Source organism: Sphingomonas epibiotica, assembly GCF_039615155.1.
Lineage (GTDB): Bacteria > Pseudomonadota > Alphaproteobacteria > Sphingomonadales > Sphingomonadaceae > Sphingomonas.
In genome coordinates this window covers 475,184-498,676 of record NZ_JBDGHY010000001.1, presented here as the reverse complement: position 1 = coordinate 498,676, position 23,493 = coordinate 475,184, and the positions used below count along the sequence as shown (strand labels likewise).

At 65.5% G+C, this 23,493-nt stretch carries 21 protein-coding genes; 6 read left to right on the top strand and 15 right to left on the bottom strand.

Translation table 11 applies throughout. The features are described 5' to 3' along the window. Window positions 1–113: 113 nt before the first annotated feature. From AAIO73_RS02390 to AAIO73_RS02360, 7 genes are all read right to left on the bottom strand, one after another. Window positions 114–725, bottom strand: a complete 612-nt coding sequence (locus tag AAIO73_RS02390) for a LutC/YkgG family protein (protein WP_345875967.1) — start codon at window positions 723–725, stop codon at window positions 114–116. Beyond that, complete coding sequence (locus tag AAIO73_RS02385; protein WP_345875966.1) at window positions 722–2,116, bottom strand: lactate utilization protein B; 1,395 nt, start codon at window positions 2,114–2,116, stop codon at window positions 722–724. The genes AAIO73_RS02390 and AAIO73_RS02385 overlap by 4 nt, the downstream gene beginning before the upstream one ends. Next, a complete protein-coding gene (locus AAIO73_RS02380) occupies window positions 2,113–2,868 on the bottom strand; it encodes a (Fe-S)-binding protein (protein WP_345875964.1) in 756 nt (251 codons plus the stop codon). The genes AAIO73_RS02385 and AAIO73_RS02380 overlap by 4 nt, the downstream gene beginning before the upstream one ends. Further along, window positions 2,865–3,794 (bottom strand): alpha/beta hydrolase, encoded by a 930-nt coding sequence (locus AAIO73_RS02375; protein ID WP_345875962.1) that lies wholly within the window; start codon window positions 3,792–3,794, stop codon window positions 2,865–2,867. Before AAIO73_RS02375 ends, AAIO73_RS02380 begins: the two co-directional genes overlap by 4 nt. A 122-nt stretch (window positions 3,795–3,916) precedes the next feature. Further along, a complete protein-coding gene (locus AAIO73_RS02370) occupies window positions 3,917–4,762 on the bottom strand; it encodes a rhamnogalacturonan acetylesterase (RefSeq protein ID WP_345875961.1) in 846 nt (281 codons plus the stop codon). After that, on the bottom strand, window positions 4,759–5,523 hold the full coding sequence (gene lra1 / locus AAIO73_RS02365; protein ID WP_345875959.1) for an L-rhamnose 1-dehydrogenase Lra1: 765 nt from the start codon (window positions 5,521–5,523) through the stop codon (window positions 4,759–4,761). The genes AAIO73_RS02370 and lra1 overlap by 4 nt, the downstream gene beginning before the upstream one ends. Before the next feature lie 10 nt (window positions 5,524–5,533). Further along, on the bottom strand, window positions 5,534–6,382 hold the full coding sequence (locus AAIO73_RS02360; protein WP_345875957.1) for an IclR family transcriptional regulator: 849 nt from the start codon (window positions 6,380–6,382) through the stop codon (window positions 5,534–5,536). 199 nt (window positions 6,383–6,581) lie between these two features. Here AAIO73_RS02360 and rhmD point away from each other — a divergent pair, with 199 nt between their 5' ends. The 5 genes from rhmD (at window position 6,582) to rhaT (ending at window position 11,475) form a co-directional block, all read left to right on the top strand. Continuing rightward, window positions 6,582–7,772: an L-rhamnonate dehydratase gene (gene rhmD / locus AAIO73_RS02355; protein ID WP_345875956.1), complete on the top strand. Its 1,191-nt coding sequence runs from the start codon at window positions 6,582–6,584 to the stop codon at window positions 7,770–7,772. An 11-nt stretch (window positions 7,773–7,783) separates the two neighbouring features. Beyond that, window positions 7,784–8,638, top strand: coding sequence for a 2,4-didehydro-3-deoxy-L-rhamnonate hydrolase (locus AAIO73_RS02350; RefSeq protein WP_345875954.1), 855 nt, complete (start codon window positions 7,784–7,786; stop codon window positions 8,636–8,638). After that, window positions 8,635–9,378, top strand: a complete 744-nt coding sequence (locus AAIO73_RS02345; RefSeq protein WP_345875953.1) for an SDR family NAD(P)-dependent oxidoreductase — start codon at window positions 8,635–8,637, stop codon at window positions 9,376–9,378. The genes AAIO73_RS02350 and AAIO73_RS02345 overlap by 4 nt, the downstream gene beginning before the upstream one ends. 142 nt (window positions 9,379–9,520) lie before the next feature. Beyond that, window positions 9,521–10,420, top strand: coding sequence for an amidohydrolase family protein (locus AAIO73_RS02340; protein ID WP_345875951.1), 900 nt, complete (start codon window positions 9,521–9,523; stop codon window positions 10,418–10,420). Further along, a complete protein-coding gene (gene rhaT / locus AAIO73_RS02335; protein WP_345875950.1) occupies window positions 10,417–11,475 on the top strand; it encodes an L-rhamnose/proton symporter RhaT in 1,059 nt (352 codons plus the stop codon). Before AAIO73_RS02340 ends, rhaT begins: the two co-directional genes overlap by 4 nt. Before the next feature lie 273 nt (window positions 11,476–11,748). On the opposite strand, the gene AAIO73_RS02330 is transcribed toward rhaT, so the two are convergent. Then, complete coding sequence (locus AAIO73_RS02330; RefSeq protein ID WP_345875949.1) at window positions 11,749–12,702, bottom strand: glycoside hydrolase family protein; 954 nt, start codon at window positions 12,700–12,702, stop codon at window positions 11,749–11,751. After that, window positions 12,699–14,204 (bottom strand): MFS transporter, encoded by a 1,506-nt coding sequence (locus AAIO73_RS02325; protein ID WP_345875947.1) that lies wholly within the window; start codon window positions 14,202–14,204, stop codon window positions 12,699–12,701. Before AAIO73_RS02325 ends, AAIO73_RS02330 begins: the two co-directional genes overlap by 4 nt. Window positions 14,205–14,316: 112 nt before the next feature. Here AAIO73_RS02325 and AAIO73_RS02320 point away from each other — a divergent pair, with 112 nt between their 5' ends. Then, window positions 14,317–15,645 (top strand): oligogalacturonate lyase family protein, encoded by a 1,329-nt coding sequence (locus tag AAIO73_RS02320; protein WP_345875946.1) that lies wholly within the window; start codon window positions 14,317–14,319, stop codon window positions 15,643–15,645. A gap of 7 nt (window positions 15,646–15,652) precedes the next feature. Here the strand turns inward: AAIO73_RS02320 and paoC are convergent, their stop codons facing one another. The 6 genes from paoC to AAIO73_RS02290 form a co-directional block, all read right to left on the bottom strand. Beyond that, the gene (gene paoC, locus AAIO73_RS02315; RefSeq protein ID WP_345875944.1) at window positions 15,653–17,869 is read right to left on the bottom strand and encodes an aldehyde oxidoreductase molybdenum-binding subunit PaoC; all 2,217 of its coding nucleotides are present in this window, start codon (window positions 17,867–17,869) and stop codon (window positions 15,653–15,655) included. A 3-nt stretch (window positions 17,870–17,872) separates the two neighbouring features. Next, complete coding sequence (locus tag AAIO73_RS02310; protein WP_345875943.1) at window positions 17,873–18,823, bottom strand: FAD binding domain-containing protein; 951 nt, start codon at window positions 18,821–18,823, stop codon at window positions 17,873–17,875. After that, a complete protein-coding gene (paoA, locus tag AAIO73_RS02305; protein WP_345875942.1) occupies window positions 18,820–19,458 on the bottom strand; it encodes an aldehyde dehydrogenase iron-sulfur subunit PaoA in 639 nt (212 codons plus the stop codon). The genes AAIO73_RS02310 and paoA overlap by 4 nt, the downstream gene beginning before the upstream one ends. Before the next feature lie 110 nt (window positions 19,459–19,568). Continuing rightward, the gene (locus AAIO73_RS02300; RefSeq protein WP_345875940.1) at window positions 19,569–20,021 is read right to left on the bottom strand and encodes a tRNA (cytidine(34)-2'-O)-methyltransferase; all 453 of its coding nucleotides are present in this window, start codon (window positions 20,019–20,021) and stop codon (window positions 19,569–19,571) included. A gap of 46 nt (window positions 20,022–20,067) precedes the next feature. Beyond that, complete coding sequence (locus AAIO73_RS02295; RefSeq protein ID WP_345875938.1) at window positions 20,068–22,152, bottom strand: putative bifunctional diguanylate cyclase/phosphodiesterase; 2,085 nt, start codon at window positions 22,150–22,152, stop codon at window positions 20,068–20,070. Window positions 22,153–22,255: 103 nt separating this feature from the next. Then, on the bottom strand, window positions 22,256–23,416 hold the full coding sequence (locus AAIO73_RS02290) for a cellulase family glycosylhydrolase (protein WP_345875936.1): 1,161 nt from the start codon (window positions 23,414–23,416) through the stop codon (window positions 22,256–22,258). Window positions 23,417–23,493: the final 77 nt, after the last annotated feature.

The window sequence follows — 23,493 nt, the reverse complement described above, 5'->3', positions numbered from 1 at the left end:
GTGCGATGCGTCGTTCCGGTTACCGTCGAGTTAGCAGGTCATTAATGTCGAACGACTTTGTTCGGCGACGCCACCCCTGCCGTCCAGAGCGAACGGAATGGGGAGAATGAACGCTACCCGACCATCACGACATGCAGATACCGCGGACCATGCGCACCGCGCACATATTGCCCCTCGATGTCAGTCGTGCCCGATACGCCGGTCACCCAGTAATGCGCGCGGCGTCCCGCGAGGTTGACGGGAATATCCTCCAGCGTATCGACCAGATCGACTGTCGCCAGCACCACGATATGATGTAGCGTCAGGAAATTCGGCAGCATCGGCGCCCGTGCACCGGTTTCGAACACCAGCGACCCGCTTTCGGCTACGCCGGCCTTTGCCACCGCCAGCGCCGCGACCTGATCGGCGACGACGGTTTCGTCGATCCGGAAGCCGCGCCAATCGAGCGACGTCAGGCGCGCATCGGGCGGCAGATACAATGCGGCGGGCAGGGCATGGTGCGCGAGGTAGCGCCGCACCGCATCGGGCAAGTCGCGCGCATCGTCGATCCGGTCCAATGTCGCCGACACGCTCGGACCCGCCAGCCGCGCGGCGAAGCGTTCGACCTGCGAGCCGGCCGGCTCGGGTGGGCGCTCGCTGCCTGCCACCAGCGCCGCCGCCTGCGCCGCGAGATCGAGCGGCACCGGCGCACGTAGCTTGCCTAGGATCGCATCACGCGCGTTCACCGCCGCCGCCCCTTCGCATATTGCGCCATGAACGTGCTGCCTTCGGGGGCCGGCATGTCGCGATATTTGGTCCATGCGGCGGCGAAGGGAAGCCGCGCGATCCAGCCCTGCCGCGCCAGCGCCCGCATCGCCCGCACCGCCGCGGCGCTTGCAAGGCGATAGAGGCGCGGCCGCAGCACCGCGCGGCGCCAGAGCCCAAGCCCCTGACGCATAGACACCGGCTCCAGCCCCTCGCGCCAGCTCTTCTCACGCCATCCGCGCAGCAGCGTCGGCAGCGGAATCTTGACCGGGCACACCTCCTGACACCGGCCGTTCATCGTGCAGGCATGGGCCAGATCGCGATTGGCCGACAGCCCGTCGAGCGCCGGGGTCAACACCGCGCCCATCGGCCCCGGATAGGTTCCGCCGTAGGCGTGGCCGCCGACTTGGCGGAATACCACGCAATGGTTCATACATGCACCACAGCGGATACAGCGCAGCATCTCCTTCAGCGCCGCATCGGCCGCCATCGCGCTGCGGCCATTGTCGACCAGTACGATGTGCATCTCCTCCGGCCCGTCGCGGTCGCCGTCGCGCTTCGGTCCGGTATAGAAGGTCGTATATTGGGTTAGCGCCGCGCCCGTCGCCGACCGCGCCAGCATCCGCAGCATATGGATCGCATGCGGCAGCGACGGCACAATCTTCTCGATCCCGGCCGTTACGATATGGACGCACGGCGGTACCACCGACAGTTCGGCATTGCCCTCGTTGGTGACGGTGCAGACGCTTCCCGTATCGGCGATCAGGAAGTTCGCGCCGGAAATGCCGACATCGGCGCCCAGCATCTGCGCACGCAGATGCCGCCGCGCGCTTTCCGCCATCGCCGCGATCGTTTCCTCGACATGCGGGTCGCGATGCTTCGCACGGAACAGGGCCGACACCTGCTCGCGGGTCTTGTGCATCGCCGGCCAGACGATGTGCGACGGCCGCTCGCCCGCCAGCTGGATGATATGTTCGGCAAGGTCGGTTTCGACCCGCTCGATCCCCGCCTCTGCCAAGGCGTGAGGCAGGCCGATTTCCTCCCCCAGCATCGATTTCGATCGCGCGACCGATTTCGCGCCGGCCTTGCGGCACAGATCGATCACGATCGTGGCGGCCTCGTCGGCGGTCTGCGCCCAATGAACCTGTGCGCCGGCGGCGATTGCATTCGCCTCGAACATCTCCAGATAATGGCCGAGATGCGCGATCACATGATCCTTGATCGCCGCGGCCCGCGTCCGGGCGTCCTCGAACGCCGGAAATGCCTCGACCGCCAGCGCGCGCTTGGCCTCGGCGGTGCCGGCCGTGCGCTCGACGGCGACCTTCAGCACCTTGTCGGCCAGCGCCAGATCGACGCGTTGCCCGAAGCTCATCGCGCTTCGCCGATCGCCGGACCGTCGCCCATGCCGGCGAGGATTTCGACGGTGTGGAAAGCGCGCACCACGCTGCCGCGCCGGTGCAGCTTGCCCGCCATGTTCATCAAGCATCCCAGATCGCCGGCCAGCAGCAGCGCCGCACTGCTATCCTCGATCGCCTGCGCCTTTTCCTCGACCACCGCGTTCGAGATGGCCGGATATTTGACGCAGAAGGTGCCGCCGAAGCCGCAACAGGTCTCCGCACCTTTCAGCGGTACCTGGTCGAGACCGGTAACCGCCGACAGCAGCGCGCGCGGCTGGCGCTTGATGCCCAGTTCGCGCAGGCCCGAGCAACTGTCGTGATACGCGGCGCTGGTCGGCAAGGCGACCCCGTCCGGCCGCCAGCCCTGCGCGTCGAGGAACGACAATATCTCGTGCGTCTTCGCGGCCAATGCCTTGGCGCGCGTCAGCCATGCGGGATCGTCGACGAAGAGTTCGGGATAATGGACCTTGATCGTGCCGCCGCACGACCCGCTGGGCACGACGATCGCGTCATAGGGTTCGAGGCACGCGATCGTCGCCCTGGCGATCGCCACCGCGCCGTCACGGTCGCCCGAATTGAGGGCCGGCTGTCCGCAACAGGTCTGGCCCGGCGGGACGATGACGTCGAAGCCGGCTTCTTCCAACACCTTCAGGCTGGCAAAGCCGATCGCCGGCCGCATCGCATCGACCAGGCAGGTGACGAACAATGCGACAGACGGCCGGCTCATAGCCCGTGCCGCTTGGCGAAGGCGAAGAACAGGTTCGTCCATGGCGCGGGCTGCCCGTCGAGCAGGACGCCGAATCCGTGGCCGCCAATCTCGGGGAAATAGGCTTCGGCCGGGCGCTTCGCCCGTCGCAGCGCCGCCAGCAGCGCAAGGCCGTTGTCGACACTAACCACCTTGTCGTCGATTGCATGCGCAATGAAGGTCGGCGGGCTGGCGGCACCGATCCGGGCATCGGTACGAGCACGCAGCGCCTGTTCCGGGGTCGGGTCCTTGCCGAGCAACTGATCCTGCGACCCTTTGTGCGTGCCGGGCGTACCCATCAGTGCGACCGGATAGAGGAGCCCTGCCGCACGAACGCCCAACGGCTGGGCATCGGCGGCATCGACCGGTTTGTAGGTCCCATCGGTTCGATAGGCCAGCATCGCGGCGAGGTGCCCGCCTGCCGAGAAGCCCATCACCCCGATCCGGTCGACCGCGACGCCGTTGGCCTTCGCCTCCGATTTGATGAGCCGCAGCGCGCGCTGGGCATCCTGCAACGGCGCATCCGGCCCCGCCGCCCATGGATCGCCGGGCAGCCGGTATTTGAGCAGATAGGCGTAATAGCCGCGATCAGCGAAGAATTGCAGCAGCGCCCGCCCGCCATTGCCGATCGCCAGGCGCAGATAGCCGCCACCGGGGATCAGCAGGATCGCTGCGCCATTGGGCCTCGCCGGGGCGACATGCGCGATCGTCGGCGTGCGGACGTGCAGGAAGGCGGTGTCGTCCTTTGGCCCGGTCGGCGAACGCAGGATTTCCTGTTCGGCGTCGGTGACTTTCTCGCCGCCCGGCGCCGCGCCCGGCCAGATCGGGCGGTAGGCGAGGGGGGCGGAGCCCGGTTGGGCAAAGGCGGGCAGGGTGGTGGCGATGCCGAGCGCGGCTCCAGCGTGCAAGAAGGCACGCCTCGCCACCCCATAACCGTATCCCCGTGCAGGGGGGGATCCAGAGTCCCGATCGCTACCGTCGGTTGGCCGCAACTCGGGCTCTCCGCATGCGCGATTATACGAACGGCCGGTCACCGACATCCCATCTTTCCCAGTGGCGTCGTCCGCGACAGGTCGGGGCGATCCTTCGCGACCTTCGCCGCGACCGGCAGTCCGGTCCGCGCCAGATCGGCCGCAATCAGATTGGCCACGCCCCGCGCACCCAATTCGCTGAAATGGGTGTCGTCGTCGATCCCGTCCTTGAACCCGGGATAGCGCCCGGCGGGATAATGGAGGAACAGGGGCTTCGACCCCTCGACCCCCTTGCCATCGACCCAGCTGCGCGACGACGATTCGAGGTCGATCAACTGCGTGCCGGTCGTCGCGGCGATATCGCGCATTACCGCCGACCAAGGCGCGAAATCGGCCTTGGTCTTGCCGTCCAGCCCGAACGAGCGGCGCGTGACCGGTGTGATCAGGATCGGCGTCGCGCCATGCCCCTTCGTCTCCCATACCATCCGCAGCAGATTGTCGCGGTACAGCGTCGCGGCGGGGGCGTAGCGTTCGGGCTTGTTTTGGCTGGCGTCGTTATGACCGAACTGGATCAGCACGACATCGCCGGGCTTCACATCGGCCATGATCCTGTCCCACCGACCTTCGGCGATGAAGCTCTTGGTCGAGCGCCCGCCCATCGCCCGGTTCTCGACCCTTGCGTCGCCAGTCAGGCCGCAGGGCAGCATCTGCCCCCAGCCGGTCTGCGGATAGCGATCTTCCTTGTACGTCTGCGCCGTCGAATCGCCGGCGATGAAGATCGTCTCGGCTGACAATTGCGCACCCATAAGTATCCCCGCGCAGGCGGGGATCCAGAGCCGCAGACGATAGCGCTTGCCGCCCTGGACTCTCGCCTTCGCGGGAGCACGGTTGGAGCCGTGGCTCATTGCAAATTCACGAACATGCCGCCATCGACCAGCAGCGCGGCGCCGGTCACATAGGCTGCCATGTCGGAGGCGAGGAAGACGATCGGCCCGACCATATCCTCGGGCTGACCTAGTCGGCCCAGCGGCACGCGCTGTTCCATGTACTTGCGCTTCGCTTCGTCGGCGAGATCGTCCTTGTTGATTTCGGTCAGGATAGTGCCCGGCAACACCGAATTGCAGCGTATGCCATGCCGGCCCAGTGCGATCGCGGTCGATTGCATGAGCGAATGCACGCCCGCCTTGGTCGGGGTGTAGTGCGTCTGATATTCGCCGCCGACCAGCGCCGAGATCGACGACACGGCGACGATCGCACCGCCGTCGCCCTGCTCGACCATCGCCTTCGCCGCCGCCTGACACATATAATAGGCGCCGTGCAGGTTGACGCGCAGCGTCCGCTCGAGCGTTTCCGCCGGCATGTCGAGGAAGCTGTGGAACGGGCAGATGCCCGCATTCGACACCATCACGTCGACCCGGCCGAACTCCGCGAGCGCCTTGCCCACGAAATCGGTCGCGGTGGCGGCTTCGGCGACATCGCCCTTGATCGCCAGCCCACCCTGTCCCGTCGCCTCGATCGCGGCGATGCAGGCTTCGGCATCGTCGTCGCGGCTGTGATAGTTGATGACGACGTTCGCACCATGCTGTGCCGCGCCGATCGCCGCCGCCCGACCGATGCCGGTCGATGCGCCGGTGATTAAAACCGTTTTGCCTTCCAACAGCTTCATGCCAATCCTCTCATCGTTTGCGACGCTTTTGCAGCGCCTGTGTATCGGGAGACCAGCCGAGATCGCGGCTGATCCGTTCAGCGGTGCCGCGCACGTCGACGCTCAGCGTCTGCATGCGGTCGTCGTCCATATATTGCGCCGCGCTCGACACGCTGATCGCGCCGACGATCTTCCCCGACGCATCGCGCACCGGGGCGGCGACGCAGCGGATCAAATCCTCGTTTTCCTCCAGGTCATAGGCATGGCCGCTGGCGACATAGCCTCGCATCCGTTCCATCCAGACGTCGAAGTCGGGTCGGCGCGTACCCGGCGGATGCTCCGCCTCGAAGATCGCGGTCCAGCGCGCTTCCGAATCGTCGAGCAGCAGGGCCTTGCCCAGACCGGTCGACGACAGCGGCTGGCGATCGCCGATCCGGCTGGAGATATCAACGCGGCGCCGTCCTGGGATCTTGTCGAGATAGAGGGCAAGGTCGCTGTCGAGGCGACCGAAATGGACCGTATCTTCGGTCTGGCTGGCCAGTTCCTCGATCCGCGGCCGGGCGATCTGGACGATGTCGGCCTGCCCTTGCGCGAGGAAGCCGAGTTGGAGCAACTTCGGCCCCAACAGATAGCCTTCGCGCGGCAGGAAGGTCAGAAAACCACGATCGATCAGCGCATTGGCCAACCGGTGCGTCGTCGATCGCGTCAGCCCCATGCGTTGCGACAGTTCGGCGAGCTTCACGGGTCCGTCGATCACCTGATCGAGCAGGTCCAGCCCGCGCACGAGCGTCTGGCTGCCCTGCGCCTTGCCCGCACCCTTCGGCTCGGCATCGGCCTCGGCTGCGATCGACGATTCTTCGTTTGACGGTTTCTGTCTCATCTAGTAGCATCCTATCCCATAAAGTGAGAAAGTAAACCAGTCGGAGCGGATGTTCGCGGGATTTCCCGCAGCGGGGTTTTCCAACATTTCAAACCGCATGGCGTCGGCTTCATACCACATGATGGTATTTGGCGCGTGCGGATTTCGGATCAGTCGGCGGCGGACCTTGGTGGCCGTTCGCCCAACGAAGGTGGTGGCAATGAAGGCGGCGCTTCCCAGGATCAAACATGTCCGCGCGTTCACCGTGCGCGGCGGCGGGGCGGATTATCACGACCAGCAGGGATATCACTGGATCGACGATCACATCGCGACGCCGATGAGCCGCTATCCCGAGTATCGCCAGTCGCGGCAGAGCTTCGGCATCAACGTGCTGGGTACGCTGATCGTCGAGATCGAGGCGGAGGACGGCACGATCGGTTTCGCGGTGACGACCGGCGGCGAACCCGCCTGCTTCATCGTCGAGAAGCATCTGGCCCGCTTCCTCGAAGGACGCTTGCCCACCGAATTTGAGAAGATCTGGGACCAGATGTATTTCTCGACCCAATATTATGGGCGCAAGGGGTTGGTGGTGAACGCCATTTCGGGCGTCGACCTCGCGCTATGGGATCTGCTCGGTAAGCTGCGCGACGAGCCGGTCTATCAGATGCTGGGCGGCGCGGTGCGCGACGAACTGCAATTCTATGCGACCGGCGCGCGCCCCGATCTTGCCAAGGAGATGGGCTTTATCGGCGGCAAGATGCCGCTGCACCACGGCCCGGCCGAGGGTGTCGAGGGATTGAAGAAGAACATCGCCGAACTGGCCGAGATGCGCTCGCGCGTCGGGCCGGATTTCTGGTTGATGTGGGATTGCTGGATGGCGTTGGACGTCGACTATGCGACGCGCCTCGCCCATGCCGCGCACGAACATGGCCTGAAATGGATCGAGGAGGCGATCAGCCCCGACGATTACTGGGGCTATGCCGAACTGAAGCGCAACGTGCCGCGCGGCATGCTGGTCACCACCGGCGAGCATGAGGCGACCCGCTGGGGCTTCCGCATGCTGATGGAGATGGACTGTTGCGATATCATCCAGCCCGATGTCGGCTGGTGCGGCGGCGTCACCGAACTCCTGAAGATTTCGGCGCTGGCCGATGCGCGCGGCAAGCTGGTCGTGCCGCACGGGTCGTCGGTCTACAGCTATCACTTCGTGGTCACCCGCCACAATTCGCCGTTCGCCGAATATCTGATGATGGCGCCCGAGGCTGATCATGTGCAGCCGATGTTCCATCCGCAGTTGATCGGCGAACCGATTCCGGAGAACGGACGGATGCGGACTTCGCGGCTCGATGCCCCTGGCTTCGGGGTCGAACTGAACCGCGACCTGACCATGCACCGTCCATTCGAACACTGAGAGAGCTACCCATGAAATTCTGCCGCTATGGAAATCAGGGCAATGAAAAGCCCGGCATCGTCGATGCGAACGGCCAGATCCGCGACCTGTCGGGCGTGGTTGACGACATCACCGTCGCCAGCATCGCCGGGCTGAACGTCGACGTCGACAGCTTGGCCGTCGTCGAGGGCGCGCCGCGCTACGGCGTCCCGGTCGCTGGCATCGGCAAGATCGTCGCGATCGGGCTGAACTATGCCGATCACGCCGCCGAATCGAACCTGCCGGTGCCGGCCGAGCCGATGATGTTCATGAAGGCGCTGTCGTCGCTGACCGGGCCGAACGATGAAGTGATGATCCCCAAGGGGTCGACCCACACCGACTGGGAAGTCGAACTGGCCGTCGTGATAGGCAAGACCGCGCGCTACGTGTCGAAGGAAGACGCGCTGTCGTACGTAGCCGGCTTCGCGGTGGCCAACGACGTGTCCGAACGCTTCAATCAGAAGCAGCGCGGCAGCCAATGGTCGAAGGGCAAGGGCCACGACACCTTCTGTCCGCTCGGTCCATGGCTGGTGACGCCGGACGAGGTTGGCGACCATCAGAATCTCGACATGTTCCTCGACGTGAACGGCGAACGGATGCAGACGGGGAACACGAAGACGATGATCTTCGACGTCGCCGAACTGATTTCGTACGTCAGCGAGTACATCACCCTCTATCCGGGCGACGTGACGATCACCGGTACCCCGCCGGGTGTGGGCGAGGGCAAGAAGCCGAACGCCATCTATCTGAAGGCCGGCGACACGATGAAGCTGGGCATCGCTGGTCTGGGCGAACAGAACCAGCGGGTCGTCGAATGGCGCAACCTCGGCGATGCGGTGCTCGGATGACGACCTATTCGGGGCGGTTCGCCGGACGAAACGCGATCATCACCGGCGGCGCATCGGGGCTTGGCCTCGCCGTTGCCGAGCGGATTGTCGCGGAAGGCGGTCGGGTGTCGGTGTGGGACATGAACCCTGCACTGAAGGAAAACTGCGAACGCGCTGGTCTGCACGGCGTCCGCCTCGATGTGTCCGACGCAGCGGCGGTCGCCGCCGCTGCCGAGGACAGCATGGCCGCACTGGGCAAGGTCGATATCCTGATCTGCTCGGCGGGCATCACCGGCGCGACGGTGCCGGTCCACGAATTTCCGATCGACAGTTGGCTGCAGGTCGTGAACGTCAACCTGAACGGCCTGTTCTACTGCAACCGCGCGGTCGTGCCGCATCTGCTGGCCAATGGCTATGGCCGGATCGTCAACGTCGCGTCGGTCGCGGGCAAGGAAGGTAACCCCAATGCCAGCGCCTATTCGGCGACGAAGGCGGGGGTGATCGGCTTCACCAAGTCGCTCGGCAAGGAACTGGCGGGCAAGGGCGTCATCGCCAACGCGCTGACCCCCGCGACGTTCGAGAGCCCGATCCTCGCCCAGTTGCCGCAGAGCCAGGTCGATTACATGCGCTCGAAGATCCCGATGGGGCGGCTGGGCGAAGTCGACGAAAGTGCGGCGATGGTGTGCTTCATGGCCAGCGAGGAGTGCAGCTTCACGACGGGGTCGGTGTTCGACACGTCGGGCGGGCGGACGACGTATTGAGTCCGCCAGTTCCCATCCAACCCGTTCGTCCTGAGTAGCCGTTGAGCTTGTCGAAATGGCGTATCGAAGGACTGTCGAGACGGATGCTTCGATACGGGTCTTCGACTTCGCTCAACCCATACTCAGCACGAACGGTGCGTTCATGAACAAGCTCCCCTTCGTCGACGCCCATGTCCATCTGTGGGACCTCGACCATATCCGCTACCCGTGGCTGACACCGCCCTTTGCCGATGACGGTCCCAACGGCTCGGTCGAACCGATCGCGAAGACCTATCTTCTGGACGACTACCGTGCCGATGCCGGGGATTGGGATGTCCGCGGCATCGTTCATGTCGATGCCGGCGCGGAGCCTGCTGCAGCGCTGGACGAAACCCGCTGGCTACAGGCGATGGCCGATCGCGAAGCCATGCCGAACGCGATCATCGCCTTCGCGGACCTCTCCGACCCGGATATCGATACACTGCTGGCCCGGCATGCCGCGCACCCAAAGGTCCGCGGCATCCGCCATATCGTCAACTGGCACCACGATCCGCGCCGCACCTACACGCCGCGCGACGTCACCCGGGACGAAGCATGGAGCCGGGGCTATGCCCGCCTCGCCGCGCATGGGCTGAGCTTCGATCTGCAAGCCTATCCCGGCCAGTTCCCCGGCCTAGTCCGTCTGATCGAACGCCATCCCGAAACATCGGTGATAATCAACCATATGGGCATGTGCGTGCCCGGTGAGGAACGCCAGTGGCGCGAGGGATTGGCCGCGCTTGCCCGCCTGCCGCACGTCGCCATCAAGCTGTCGGGCATCGGCTTCACCCACCGCCCCTGGACGCTCGAACAGGCGCGCGCGCTGGTGCTGACCGCGATCGACGTGTTCGGCACCGGCCGGGCCATGGTCGCCAGCGACTTTCCGACCGACAAGCTGTTCGGCAGCTTTGCGAAGACGCTCGGGGCCTATGCCACCATCACCGCTGACTTCACCGATGCCGAACGCCGCGCGCTGTTCGCCGGCAACGCCGACCGTCTCTATCGACTGGGCCTGACGATATGACCCCAAATCCCATGACCGGCGTGCTGTATCACTGGTTGGGCGGGTTCGCTTCGGCCAGCTTCTACGTGCCGTACCGCGGTGTCAGGCGCTGGTCATGGGAGATTTACTGGCTGACCGGCGGCATCTTCTCCTGGGTGCTGGCACCGTGGTTATTCGCGAGTATCCAGACCGAAGACTTGCTTGGCGTGCTCGCCGCGACCCCGGCGCCGACCCTGTTCTGGCCAATCTTCTTTGGCGTGTTGTGGGGCTTTGGCGGCCTCGGTTACGGGCTGGTGATGCGCTATCTCGGCCTTTCACTGGGAATGGCCGTCGTGTTAGGTCTCTGCACCGTGTTCGGCACGCTGATCCCGCCGCTGTTCTCCGGGGATTTTGCCGCGAAACTGCTCGATACGAGCTCGGGCAACGTCATCCTGCTCGGGCTTGTCCTGACGCTTGCCGGGATCATCGTCGTCGCCATAGCCGGCGCGAAGAAGGATCAGGCGCTCTCCCCCGAACAAAAGGCGGCGGCGGTCGCCGAGTTCGATTTCCGGAAGGGGATCGTCGTCGCGATCTTTGCCGGGATCATGTCGGCCTGCTTCGCCTTCGGCCTCGCGGCGGGCGAACCGATCAAGGCGCTGTCGGCGGCTGCCGGAACCGGACCGTTATGGACCGGGCTGCCGGTGCTGTGCCTCGTCATGTTCGGCGGGTTGCTCACCAACGCCGCGTGGTGCGCGATCCTCATCGTCCGCAACCGCAGCGCCGTCGAATGGTTCGGTGGCGGCAAGGCGGCTGGCGCGCCGATGCGCCGCAACTTCGCGCTGTGCGCGCTGGCCGGCACCGCATGGTATTTCCAATTCTTCTTCTACACCATGGGCGAAAGCCAGATGGGGCAGTTCGGTTTTTCGAGCTGGACGCTGCACATGGCGTCGATCATCATCTTCGGCACGCTGTGGGGCTTTGCGCTAAAAGAGTGGAAGGATGCCGCGCCCCGCACCCGCGCGATGGTTTGGGGCGGGGTGGCGTTACTGATCCTCGCGACCATCGTGATCGGGTACGGGAACATGATCGGCGGGTAGGAATGTTAGCCGACCTTGCTGCATCGTTGACACGTCGCGTCCATCGCTGCGGTTAGGGTATGATGACAATAACTAGAATCGTTCGTGCTGAGTAGGGGCTGAGCGTAGTTGAAGACCGGTATCGAAGCACTTTGGCAGGTCCTTCGATACGCCATTTCGACAAGCTCAATGGCTACTCAGGACGAACGGATTAGCCTCATGTCATCATGCTCCAGCATGCATCCATTCCCCCTGCGCGGGAATGACGGCCGTCCCCGGGCGGTAGCGCGGCGCCTATCGCAGCGGCCGCACCACCGGGGCTTCGCGGTCGACCGACAAGATACCATCGTTCTCGCGCAATTCCGCGATCTGCAACACAGTCCGCCGGTGCCAAAGCGGATCGCGTGCCGCTTCGGGCTCGCCCGACTGATGGACGAAATAGATGACCCAGGCCCGGTCGCCAATCACGACGATATCGGGATGCTGCCCTTTCGCGCGGTCGGTCGGCCGCTTGCCCGGCTCGGCCAACAGATAGCCCGGCTGCCGCGTCCAGCTTGCGGCGTCGTCCGAACGCTGGACCAGCAATCCCTTCCACGCATCGCTGACCAGCCACCAGGCGCCCCGCCACCGGAACGCTTTCGGCCCTTCGCCGGGCGTATCGGTGACGGTCCCCTTGACCGTCCAGTGTTTCAGGTCGCTGCTGTCGGCAAATTTGATCGACTTGCCACTGCGTTCGTCGTTGAACCAGAGGCGATATCGGTTCGGCCCCAGCACCGAGACGCTGGCATCGATCACCCGGTCCGACCCCAGATCAAGCCGCTCGCCGCAGTCCCAGCGCTTCAGGTCACGGCTGGTCAGATGCACGATGAAGCGCGGCGCGTTCCAGTCGCGAAACACGCCCGGTACGACGGTCAGCCACATATGCCAGCGTCCGCCGATCCGCTGTATTTCCGGCGCCCACAGCGTCTCACCGGTACAGGCCGTCGGGACCGCCGCCGTCCCGCCATAGCGCCAGCGAACGCCGTCGCTCGACCGGGCGATACCGATCGCGGTGCCATGGACCCACAACACATCGTTTTCGTCGTGAAGCGGCAAGTTTGCGCGGCGGTTGGTGTAGAACATCACCCATTCGCCCGTCGCCGGATCGCGCACGGTCGACGCATCGGCCGCCCCGTCATGTATCGGATCGCGCCACAGCGGGACGGGGGCGGTCATCGCCGCCTGCGCGAGCAGCGCCGCCCAGATCATGCCGGCTCTGCCGCAACCGGATTATTGCCCCAGAGCCGGTCGTGCGGCCATCCCGAGAGATCCTCGACCACCGCCTTGTGCTGCGGATCGGGCGGCGCGGTATCACCGGCGCGCAGCCGTTCGATCTCTTCCATCAGGATCGCATGCGTCTTCGGATCGAGCCGGAAGCGCAACGACACGAGGATGCCTGCCGCTAGCACGCCGAGCGTGCCCACCCCCAGCAGCAGCGCGATGGTATTGATGGCCTGCGGCGTCTGGGTCTGTGCGCCCGATACGAAGCCGCCTGCCTGGATGATGAGGCCGACGCCTGCCACCGCCGCTGCCTGGGTCGCTTTGCGCACAAAGGTCATGACCCCGGCGAAGCTGCCCTCGCGCCGCTGCCCAGTCACGATCTCGTCGACATCGGCCATATAGTTGTACGTCGCCCAAGGGATGTAGTTCAGCGCCCCGCGGCCCAGCCCGGCCAGACCGATCGCCAAATAGATGAGCGGGCTGGTCGCGGTCGTGCCGCCTGCCCAGAGCGACAGTAGCACGATTACGCCAAGGCCGAAGGTGAGTGCCGCCAGCCGATAGGCGAACGCGGGCGATGCGCGCAGCGCGAGGTTGATCGCGATCACCACCGCCACGAACTGGACGATATACATCGTACCCAGCAGCCCCGACGCCATCGCGGTCGTACCGGCCAGCGCGAAGATGACGAAGAAGGTGAAGGCGGCATTAAAGATGTCCTGGCTGATATAGCCGCCGAGATACATGCCGAGATGCAGCCGGAACGCCCGGATCCGCATCGTCGAGAACAGGTTGCGGTACAGCGCCTTGAACGCCGATCCGACGCCCGCGCTCTGCCGTCCGGCGGCCTGCGGGGGCAGGGGGCGTTCCCAACTGAACCGGTAGAGGAAGGCGGCGGTCGCCATGAACAGCGCCGCGAAGATCAGCCCCATGTAGAAGAAGGTCTGCGCGCTGTCCCGGCCGAGATAGTTGATGAGCCACAATGGCAGGAACCCGGCGAGGATCGCGGCGGTCTGTCCGAACAGGATGCGGAAACCGGCGAACTTCGCCTTGGTCTTGTAGTCGGTCGACATTTCCGCCGCGAGCGTTTCGTACGGGATGATGACCATCGCATAGACGAGCTCGAACCCGACATAGCTGACCAGATAATACCAGAAGGTCATGCCCGGCAGCCACATCAGCGCGAAGCTCGGCAATAGCGGGATGGCGGCAAGGATGAAGAAGCGCCGCCGCCCGAACCGGTGCCCCAGCGCGGTCGTGCCGAAATGGTCGGAGAGATAGCCGATCACCGGCGACGCGATCGCGTCAAGGATACGGGCGACCGCGAAGATTAGCGCCGCCTGTCCTGCGGTCAGTCCGCAGAACTGGGTATAGAAGATCAGCACCCAGCCGGAAATCACCGCCATCGAACCCGCGCCCAACACGTCGTTCGACCCGTAGGCGAGGTAGTTGATGAGCCGGACCGGACGCTTGGCAGGTGGGGCGGATATCACGCGCACTCTCTCCTTCGCATGGTCCGGGCTTGCGTCGCCCGCTTCATCATGCTCAACATATGAATAGCTATCATACTATGTGGAACTTTCACAAGCGCGTTTGGAGAGTGCGATGCGGACCCCGGTAATTCTCGGCTTTGCGGCGATGCTGATGAGCGCGGTGCCAGCGTTCGCCAGACCGGCGGCCGAATGGGTCGATCGCCTGACCGGCCACCGCGTCATCCGCATCAGCAGCGTGCCCGACAGCACCAGCCTGTATTTTCATCAGAACAGCTACACGCCGCAGGGCGACCGAATGGTCGTCAGCGTGCCCGACGGAATCGCGACCGTCGACCTCAAGACGTGGGAACTGAAGCCGCTGGTCCGCGAAAAGGGCGTGACGCTGCTGTTCACCGGCCGGCGGACGCGCACCGCTTATTATGCACGACAGCTCCGCAACGATGCCAGCGGCCCGTCCTCGATCTATGCGGTCGACATCGATACCGGCCGGAGCCGCAAGGTCGCCGACGTTCCCGGTGGTTCAATCGGCTCAATTAACGCTGACGAAACGCTGCTGCTGGGACAGGTCGCATTGGGCGAAGGCGCGCTACGCCCCGACGGCACCCGGCAGGACGATCGCCACGCGCCCGGACGCGTGGTGGGACCGGGCGAGGCCGACTATCGCGCCACCCGTGCCGACGGTACGCCCTACAGCTTCGCCGAGGCCAAGGAACGCCGTCTGAACGAACGGCTGGAGGCGGGCATCCCGATGGAGATCTTCACCATCGATCTGCGCACCGGACAGCGCCGCGTCGTCACCGCATCAACCGACTGGCTGAACCATATCCAGTTCTCGCCGACCGACCCGCAACAGATCATGTATTGCCACGAAGGGCCGTGGCACAAGGTCGACCGCATCTGGACGATCCGCGCCGACGGTACGGGCAAGACGCTGGTCCACAAGCGTACGATGAACATGGAGATCGCCGGCCATGAATTCTTTTCGGTCGACGGCAGGACGATCTGGTACGATCTGCAGACGCCGCGTGGGGAGGTGTTCTGGCTCGCCGGCTATGACCTGACCACCGGCAAACGGCACTGGTACAAGGTCGATCGCAACCAGTGGTCGGTCCATTACAACCAGATGCCGGGCGGCCGTCGCTTCTCAGGGGACGGTGGCGACGGCGAGATGGTCGCCCATGCCCCCGACGGTAAATATCTTTACCTATTCACGCCGCAGGCAATTCCCGATGTCGCCGACATCCACGCCGCTAATGCGGATGCTCTGATCGTCCCCGGCACGCTGGCGGTCGAGAAGCTGGTCGACATGCGCCAGCACGACTATCGGCTGGAGCCGAACATGACCTTCACCCCCGATGCGAAATGGGTCGTGTTCCGCGGCAATTTCGAAGGTGCAACGCATATCTATGCGGTGGAGGTGGCGAAGGCCGCCACCCCCTGACCCGCCGTCAGACGATCGGCGGCAACCGCTCCAGATGCTTTTCCAGAGTCAGCGGATAGTCGCGGATGCGCACGCCCGTCGCGTTGTAGACCGCGTTCGCGATCGCGCCGGCAACGCCGCACATGCCCAGTTCGCCGACGCCCTTCGCCTTCATCGGATTGGCCTTCTCATCGGCTTCGTCGAGGAACACGACCTCCTGATGCGGGATGTCGGCATGGACCGGTACCTCGTAGCTGGCGAGATCGTGGTTGACGAACATGCCGAAGCGCTTGTCGACCGCCAGTTCCTCCATCAGCGCCGATCCCGCGCCCATCGTCATCGCGCCGATCACCTGGCTGCGCGCCGATACGGGATTGATGATCCGCCCCGCCGCGCACACCGCCAGCATCCGGCGGATGCGGGTGATGCCGGTATAGGCATCGACCCCGACCTCGACGAAATGCGCGCCGAACGTCGCGAACTGATAGGTCTTGTCGAGCTTATCGAACTCGATCTTGTCCTCGCCGACCAGTTCGCCGCCCGCCGCCGCCGCGCGCAGGTCGCCGCTCTTCCCGCCGCCGCTGACCCGGCCATCGGCAAAGTCGGCGGTCGCGGGATCGATGCCCAGCCGCTGTGCCGCCTGTTCGCGCAACTTGACGCAGGCGGCATAGACGCCGGCGGTGGCATTGGCCGCGCCCCATTGCCCGCCTGATCCGGCCGACACGGGGAAGGCCGAACTGCCGAGCTTCACCACCACCGCCTCGGCCGGCACACCCAGCATTTCGCCCGCCGTCTGCGCGATGATCGTGTAGCTGCCGGTGCCGATATCGGTCATGTCGGTCTCGACCGTAACCACCCCGTCGCGTCCCAGCCGCACCCGCGCGCCCGACGTGCGGTTGACGTGATTCCGGAACGCGGCGGCGACGCCCATGCCGACCAGCCATTTGCAGTCGCGCACCTGTCCCGGCGTCGCATTGCGACGCGACCAACCGAAGCGCTGCGCACCCTCGGTCAGGCACCGCACCAGTTGCCGCTGCGAGAAGCGACGCTCGGGCTTTTCCGGATCGACCTGCGTATCGTTCTTGATGCGCAGCGCGACCGGATCCATCCTCAGCTTTTCGGCCAGCTCGTCCATTGCGATTTCGAGCGCCATCATCCCCGGCGCTTCGCCGGGTGCGCGCATCGCATTGCCCTCGGGCAGGTTGAGCACCGCCAGCCGCATCGACGTCAGCCGGTTCGCTCCCGCATAAAGCAACTTCGTCTGGTTGACCGCCGCTTCCGGGCCGCCATTCGGTTGATCGCCAGACCCGCTTTCATGCGCGATCGCGGTGATCGTGCCATCGGGCTGCGCGCCCAGCCGGATGCGCTGGCGCGTCGCCGGACGATGGGTCGCATTGTTGACCATCATCGGCCGCTGCATGGCAAGCTTGACCGGTCGCTTCGCCGCCTTCGCCCCCAGCGCCGCCAGCACCGCATCGGCGCGCAGGAACAGTTTGCCGCCGAAACCGCCGCCGACATAGGGCGACATCAACGTGATCTTCTCTTTCGGAATGCCGAGCGTCCTGGCCAGGTCGCCGCGTCCCCAGTCGATCATCTGGTTCGACGTCCACAGCGTCAGTTCGTCGCCATTCCACGCCGCGATCGACGCGAACGGCTCCATCATCGCATGGCTATGGTCGGGGGTCGTATATTCGGCATCGATCTTGACCGGCGCGGCGGCGAAGGCGTCCTCGAACTTGCCCGTCCGGTCGACGGGCGGCGCGCCGCTGCCCTCGCCGCTGTCGCCACCGGTCAGCGGTGCGGACTTGAGCGCCTCGTCCAGATCATAGCTGCCGGTTGCGCGCGTATAATCGACCCGCACCAGCGCGGCGGCGGCACGCGCCTGTTCGAACGTCTCGGCGACGATCAGTGCCACCGCCTGGTGATAATGATCGACCTGCGGCCCGGCGAGCAGCTTGACGGTGTTCATCTGCCCCTTGCCGAGCTTGCCCGCATTCTGGGCGGTGACGATCGTCAGCACGCCCGGCGCACTGCGCGCCTCGTCCAGACTGATCGAACGGATCGTGCCCTTGGCCACCGCCGACCCGACAATATAACCATAGGCGGCGTTCGAGATCGCGCGGTGTTCATAGGCATAGGGTGCCTGACCGGTCGTCTTGAGCGGACCGTCGATCCGCTCGTGCGGGCGGCCGACCACCTTCATCCGGTCGATGGGATTGGTCGTCGCGGGGGTATCGAACTGCATGGATTACGCCTTGGCTTGCGCGATGACCGATGCCAGCGCGCGGGTCGCGAGCGGCAGCTTGAACGCATTGTCCTTTGTCGGGGTCGCGCCCTGAAATGCGCGGGCGGTGACGGCGGCGGCCCCTTGCGGCAGTAATGCTTCGGCCGCCTCGACCCGCCATGGCCGAGGGGCTACCCCGCCGAACGCGACACGCCCGGTGCCGTCGCGCTGGATCACCGCCGCAACCGACACCAATGCATAGGCATAGGACGCCCGGTCGCGCACCTTCTCATAGAAATGCCGGCCGCCGATCGGGCGGGGCAGGGTGACGGCGGTTATCAACTCGCCGGGCTTCAATACCGTGTCGATCTCGGGCCGATCGCCCCATAGCCGGTGAAACTCGGCGATCGGAATGGTGCGCTTCTGCCCGCTGCCGTCGACCGTCTCGATCGTGGCATCCAGCACGCGCATCGCCACCGCCATGTCACCGGGGAAGGTCGCGATGCAGGCGTTGCTGACGCCGATCACCCCCAGTTGCCGCGAATAGCCGCCGATCGCCGCGCACCCCGACCCCGGCTTGCGCTTGTTGCACGCCATGTTGGTGTCGTAAAAATAGGGGCAACGCGTCCGTTGCAGCAAATTGCCGGCGGTCGACGCCTTGTTGCGCAACTGACCCGACGCACCGGCGACGATCGCTCGCGTCAGCACCCCGTAATCGCGCCGCACGCGCTCATCGGCGGCGAGATCGGTATTGGTGACCAGCGCACCGATCCGGAGACCCCCGTCACGGGTCTTCTCGATCTTGTCGAACCCGAGGTCCTGCACGTCGACCAGATGCGTCGGCGTCTCGATCTCCAGCTTCATCAGGTCGAGCAGGTTGGTACCGCCGGCGATGAATTTGGCATCGGGACGACCGGCGACGATCCGTGCGGCCTCAACCGCGTCCCTCGCCCGTTCATAGGTGAACGCTCTCATGCCTTTGCCCCCGCGACGTCGGCCATCGCCTCGGCGATGTTGGAATAGGCCCCGCAGCGGCAGATATTGCCGCTCATCCGTTCGCGCATTTCCATGTTGCTGGCGGCGGGACGTTTCGTCAGATCCACCTGCACATGGCTCGGCACGCCGCGCCGTATCTCGTCGAGCACGGCGACCGCCGAACAAATCTGACCGGGCGTACAATAGCCACACTGATATCCGTCATGCTTGACGAACGCCGCCTGCATCGGGTGCAGCTTGTCGGGCGTACCCAGCCCTTCGATCGTTACGATCTCGTCGCCTTCGTGCATTACTGCCAGCGTCAGGCAGGAATTGATCCGCTTGCCATCGACCAGCACCGTACAGGCACCGCATTGGCCATGGTCGCACCCCTTCTTGGTGCCGGTCAGGTGCAGATGTTCGCGCAACGCGTCGAGCAACGTGGTCCGGGTGTCGAGCGTAAGCTGCTGCGGCCTGCCATTGATCTTGAACCGGACCGGCATGGTCGGTGGTGCCTGTGGTTCGGGCGCGTTCTGCGCGACCGCTGCGCCCGGCGCCACGGCAATTGCAGCGCCCATCGCACCGCTCGCCAGTACGCCGCGACGCGTGATTTCCAGTTCAGGCCTGTCCGCCATTCGATCGATCATCCTTGTCGGGGGATATCCCGGAAACCGGGACAACGCACGAACGCGCCGATCGCCCCCGCGCGAATGACGAACGTACGCTATCGCGCGAACCGGTACGATCAGCCCGGCAGGCCGCCGGTCTGGCGCAGTGCCTCGCCCACCGCCAGCGCGGCGGCGGTGGCAAGGTTCATCGACCGCACCTCGGCCCGGATCGGCAGCCGTAGCCGCTCGTCGCATGTTTCGGCAATCGCCGCCGGAACCCCGGCGCTTTCCTTGCCGAACAACAGCACGTCGTCCGCCCGGAACGCGAAGTCATAGGCCGACCGGTCGCTCTTGGTCGTGAACAGCACCAGCCGGGGCGGGGCAACCGCCGAACGGAAGGCGTCGAAGCCGGCATGGCGGGTGACTGCTACATGGTCGATATAGTCCATCGCCGTCCGCCGGACCCGTCGGTCGTCCCATGCGAACCCTAGTGGCTCGATCAGGTCGACCGCGACGCCGAGGCAGGCGCCCAGCCGCAGTACGGCTCCGACATTGCCGGCGATTTCGGGTTCGTACAGGGCGATGCGCATCGCCGCTGCTTGGCGGGTGAACGGCCGGTGCGCAAGGCCGCGTCGGTCAGATCGCCAGTTCGGCGGGCGCCAGCAGATGATCGACGACCCGCATCGGCCGTCCGATATGATATCCCTGCAACTGGTCGCAGCCCCATTCGCGCAGCTGTGCCAGTTGCTCGGCGGTCTCGACCCCTTCGGCGACGATCGACATGCCCAGGCTCTTACCCAGGCCGATCGTCGCCTTGACGATCACCGCGGACGCATCGTCGGACAGCATCGTGGCCACGAAGCTGCGATCGATCTTCAGCTTGTCGAAGGTGAATTCCTTCAGGTTGCTGAGCGACGAATGGCCGGTGCCGAAATCGTCCATCGCCAGGATCGCGCCCGCCGCCTGCAACCGGCGCAGCGTCGTCTGCACGGCGTGGCGATGCTGGTCGAGCAGCGTCGCGCTCTCGGTCACTTCCAGTTCCAGCCGGTCGGTGGCGATGCCGTGCTTGGTGGCAAGATCGAGCAGGCTGCCGGCCAGTTCGGCATCGCGGAACTGGAGCGGGGACAGGTTCAGCGCAAGCTTGATCGTCGCGGGCCAGTGCGCGGCGGCGGCCATTGCCGTGTCGGCGACCCAATGCCCGATGCGCGCGATCTGCCCGGTCGCTTCGGCGATGGGAATGAAGATGTCGGGGCGGATGTCCCCCAGATCGATATGGGTCCAGCGCAACAGCGCCTCGAACCCGGTGATCCGCCCATCGGGAGTCGCGATCGGCTGATAGGCGAGATAGAGCTGGTTCGCATCGATCGCGCGTTCCAGATCGCGGCCCAGCCGGTTGCGCAGGCTGACTTCCTCCAGCAGCCCGGTATCGAAGAATCGCGCCGTGTTCCGCCCGTCCGACTTCGCCCGGTACAACGCCATGTCGGCAAGGTTGTGCAGATCGTCGCCGCCCTGATCGGGCGACGAGATCGCGACGCCGATGCTCATCTGGATCGGCACGTCGGCGCTCAGCGTCGCTTCGGTCGCCCGCGAGATCCGCCGCAACAGCGCCTCGGCGGCGGCGGGCTGCGCCGGCGCGACCTGGATGATGGCGAATTCGTCGCCGCCGATCCGCGCGACGAGATCGCTGGCGCGCACGCATCCCGACAACAGCTTCGCGGCACGTCGCAGTGCGTCGTCGCCGCCGGCATGGCCGCAGCGGTCGTTGATGCTTTTGAATTCGTCGAGATCGATCGCGAACAGCGTAACCTTCTCGCCGGTCCGGCGCGCGCGAATCAGTTCGTGCGCCAGCCGGTTCTCGAACAACAGCCGGTTGGGCAGGCCGGTCAGCGCGTCGTGATGGGCGAGGAAATCGACGCGGCGTTGCGCGCTGCGCTGGGCCTCCATCGCCTTATGATATTCGGAAACGCCCCGCGCCAGATCGCCGACCTCGTCGCGCCGGTCGAGGCACGGCACGCTCTGTCCGACCGGCCGATCCGCTCGGAACGCGCGCAGGATGCCGGCGATCGCGGTGAGCGGTTCGATCACGCGCAGGTGCAGCCACAGCGCCATGATCAGCAGCGTCAAGATCACCGCCCCCGCACTCAACAGCGCGCGGAACGTGCCGCGATGGTTGAGCGCGATGGCATCGTCGGCGGCATCGCCGATCGCGCGGCCCAGGACGTCGCGCGTCTTCGTCCGCTCGGCCTCCAGCCGCTTGAGCGCGTCGAGGAAACGCGGCATCGCCGGCTTGATGCCGTCGGGATCGCGGCGGGCGGTATCGATCAGCTCCTGTCCGATCGGCACGAACGTCAGCGACGCGCTGCGGGTCTGCGCCAGTGCCGTCCGCAACTCGCCGGGCAGGGCACGGTCCGGATCGGTCGCGGTGACGTTCGACAAGGTGCGGAACGCGCGCAACTCGGCGGACAGCCCGTGCCACTGCGCCTCGGGCACGGCGCCGTGCCGTTCGGCCAGCCGGGTCGCATCGCCGATCGACAGCCTCAGCGCGCGCTGCGCCGCGTCCTGCCGGTCCTGTCCGCGCAGCAATTCGGTCAGATGGCCGATATGTCCCGCCGCAGATCCGACCTCGGCGCCGATGTGCAGCCAGCTCGCCAGCAGCAACAGCGACGGCAACAGCACGGTCGCGCAGGCAACGGTTACCTTGGTCGAGATCGAGAGATGCACCGGCGACTCCCCGTGGAAGGCCACAGGATACGGTTAAAGAATTACCAAGAGGTTAGAAACGCTGCCCGCCGCCGTCACCGGATAGCGGCGGGCAGACCGGACGTCAGCGACGGCGGCGCGGCACCGGCGCTGTCGTCGGGGGTAGCGGCACCACGCCCTTGGGCGCCGTTGCCAGCCGGCGGATCAAATCGGTCTCGGCGGTACGATAGGGGGTGCCGTCGGCGCGGAACACCTCGTGGAACCAGATGGTTGGCTCGGCCATCACATAGGGTTTCTGCCAGCTGTCCCACGGCAGTCGCGTCTGCGTCCTGCCGTCGACGAACCCCCAGTTCATCATGCCGACATTGTAGCGTTTGGCGATCGGCAGCGACCCGTCGAAGGTCGATCCGTTCCCGCGGGCCATATATTCGGTGCAGATGATCGGTCGATTATACGGCAGCAACTGGCGGATGCGCCTCTCGAACGTCTCAGGCCAGCTATAGTCGTGGAAGGTGATGATGTCCGACTGCGCGAGTTGCAGCTTCGCCATCGCCGATGCCTTGCCCCCTGGCGTCCAGTCGTCGCCGATCCAAACGCCCGAGGTGATCGGCTGCATCGGATCGGCAGCGCGCGCCCAGTCGAACACCTGCGCCAGCAGCGCGCGGACCATCGGCTCTTTGCCCTCCTGACCCTTATACTGGTCGGCGCCATTGTCGGGTTCGTTCCACACGTCCCAGCCGAGCACGCGTTCGTCGCGCCCGAACGCGCCGATCACGCCCTGCACATAGGCCTTGTACGCCGGATAGCGGCTACGGTCGCGCAGGCCCGCCATGCCCGGCCCCTGCACCCAACCCGAATTATGGACGCCGGGGATCGGCGGATGCTGCGGCCCCAGCTTCGGGTTCGGGTCCCAGCAACTGTCGAACAGCACGAACAGCGGCTTGATCTTGTGCCGCTCGGCGATGCGCAGGAATTCGTCGATCCGCCGCTTGAACCCCTCCGCATCCTGCGTCCACAGCTGGTCGTGCAGGAACACGCGCATCGTATTCATGCCGATGCCCTGCGCAAGGTTCAGTTCGTAATCGATCCGCTGCGGATCCCAAGTCTCGGCCTGCCACATTTCGAGCTGGTTGATCGCGCTGGCGGGCGTGAAGTTCGCGCCTACCAGCCATGGCTGCTTCGAGTACCACGCACCGGCTTGCGTCTCGCTCCACCGGTCCCGCGCCTCGGCCGGCGCCATGGTCAGCATGGTCGCGCCCAGCAGCGCGACGACAAATCCCTTCATCCATTCTCTCCCGTTTTCCGCTTCCCCCGTGCGTCCGCGCGATGCGGCCGCCGAACGAAAACGCTTCTTTCGTAACC

Bases quoted from the DNA above. Each gene is read 5' to 3' on its own strand.
- AAIO73_RS02350 (WP_345875954.1), top strand. From the start codon at position 7,784: ATGAAATTCTGCCGCTATGGAAATCAGGGCAATGAAAAGCCCGGCATC.
- AAIO73_RS02370 (WP_345875961.1), bottom strand. From the start codon at position 4,762: ATGAGCCACGGCTCCAACCGTGCTCCCGCGAAGGCGAGAGTCCAGGGC.
- rhmD (WP_345875956.1), top strand. From the start codon at position 6,582: ATGAAGGCGGCGCTTCCCAGGATCAAACATGTCCGCGCGTTCACCGTG.
- AAIO73_RS02330 (WP_345875949.1), bottom strand. From the start codon at position 12,702: ATGATCTGGGCGGCGCTGCTCGCGCAGGCGGCGATGACCGCCCCCGTC.
- AAIO73_RS02380 (WP_345875964.1), bottom strand. From the start codon at position 2,868: ATGAGCCGGCCGTCTGTCGCATTGTTCGTCACCTGCCTGGTCGATGCG.
- AAIO73_RS02340 (WP_345875951.1), top strand. From the start codon at position 9,521: ATGAACAAGCTCCCCTTCGTCGACGCCCATGTCCATCTGTGGGACCTC.
- AAIO73_RS02345 (WP_345875953.1), top strand. From the start codon at position 8,635: ATGACGACCTATTCGGGGCGGTTCGCCGGACGAAACGCGATCATCACC.
- AAIO73_RS02320 (WP_345875946.1), top strand. From the start codon at position 14,317: ATGCGGACCCCGGTAATTCTCGGCTTTGCGGCGATGCTGATGAGCGCG.
- AAIO73_RS02300 (WP_345875940.1), bottom strand. From the start codon at position 20,021: ATGCGCATCGCCCTGTACGAACCCGAAATCGCCGGCAATGTCGGAGCC.
- AAIO73_RS02310 (WP_345875943.1), bottom strand. From the start codon at position 18,823: ATGAGAGCGTTCACCTATGAACGGGCGAGGGACGCGGTTGAGGCCGCA.
- lra1 (WP_345875959.1), bottom strand. From the start codon at position 5,523: ATGAAGCTGTTGGAAGGCAAAACGGTTTTAATCACCGGCGCATCGACC.
- AAIO73_RS02290 (WP_345875936.1), bottom strand. From the start codon at position 23,416: ATGAAGGGATTTGTCGTCGCGCTGCTGGGCGCGACCATGCTGACCATG.
- paoC (WP_345875944.1), bottom strand. From the start codon at position 17,869: ATGCAGTTCGATACCCCCGCGACGACCAATCCCATCGACCGGATGAAG.
- AAIO73_RS02360 (WP_345875957.1), bottom strand. From the start codon at position 6,382: ATGAGACAGAAACCGTCAAACGAAGAATCGTCGATCGCAGCCGAGGCC.
- AAIO73_RS02385 (WP_345875966.1), bottom strand. From the start codon at position 2,116: ATGAGCTTCGGGCAACGCGTCGATCTGGCGCTGGCCGACAAGGTGCTG.
- paoA (WP_345875942.1), bottom strand. From the start codon at position 19,458: ATGGCGGACAGGCCTGAACTGGAAATCACGCGTCGCGGCGTACTGGCG.
- rhaT (WP_345875950.1), top strand. From the start codon at position 10,417: ATGACCCCAAATCCCATGACCGGCGTGCTGTATCACTGGTTGGGCGGG.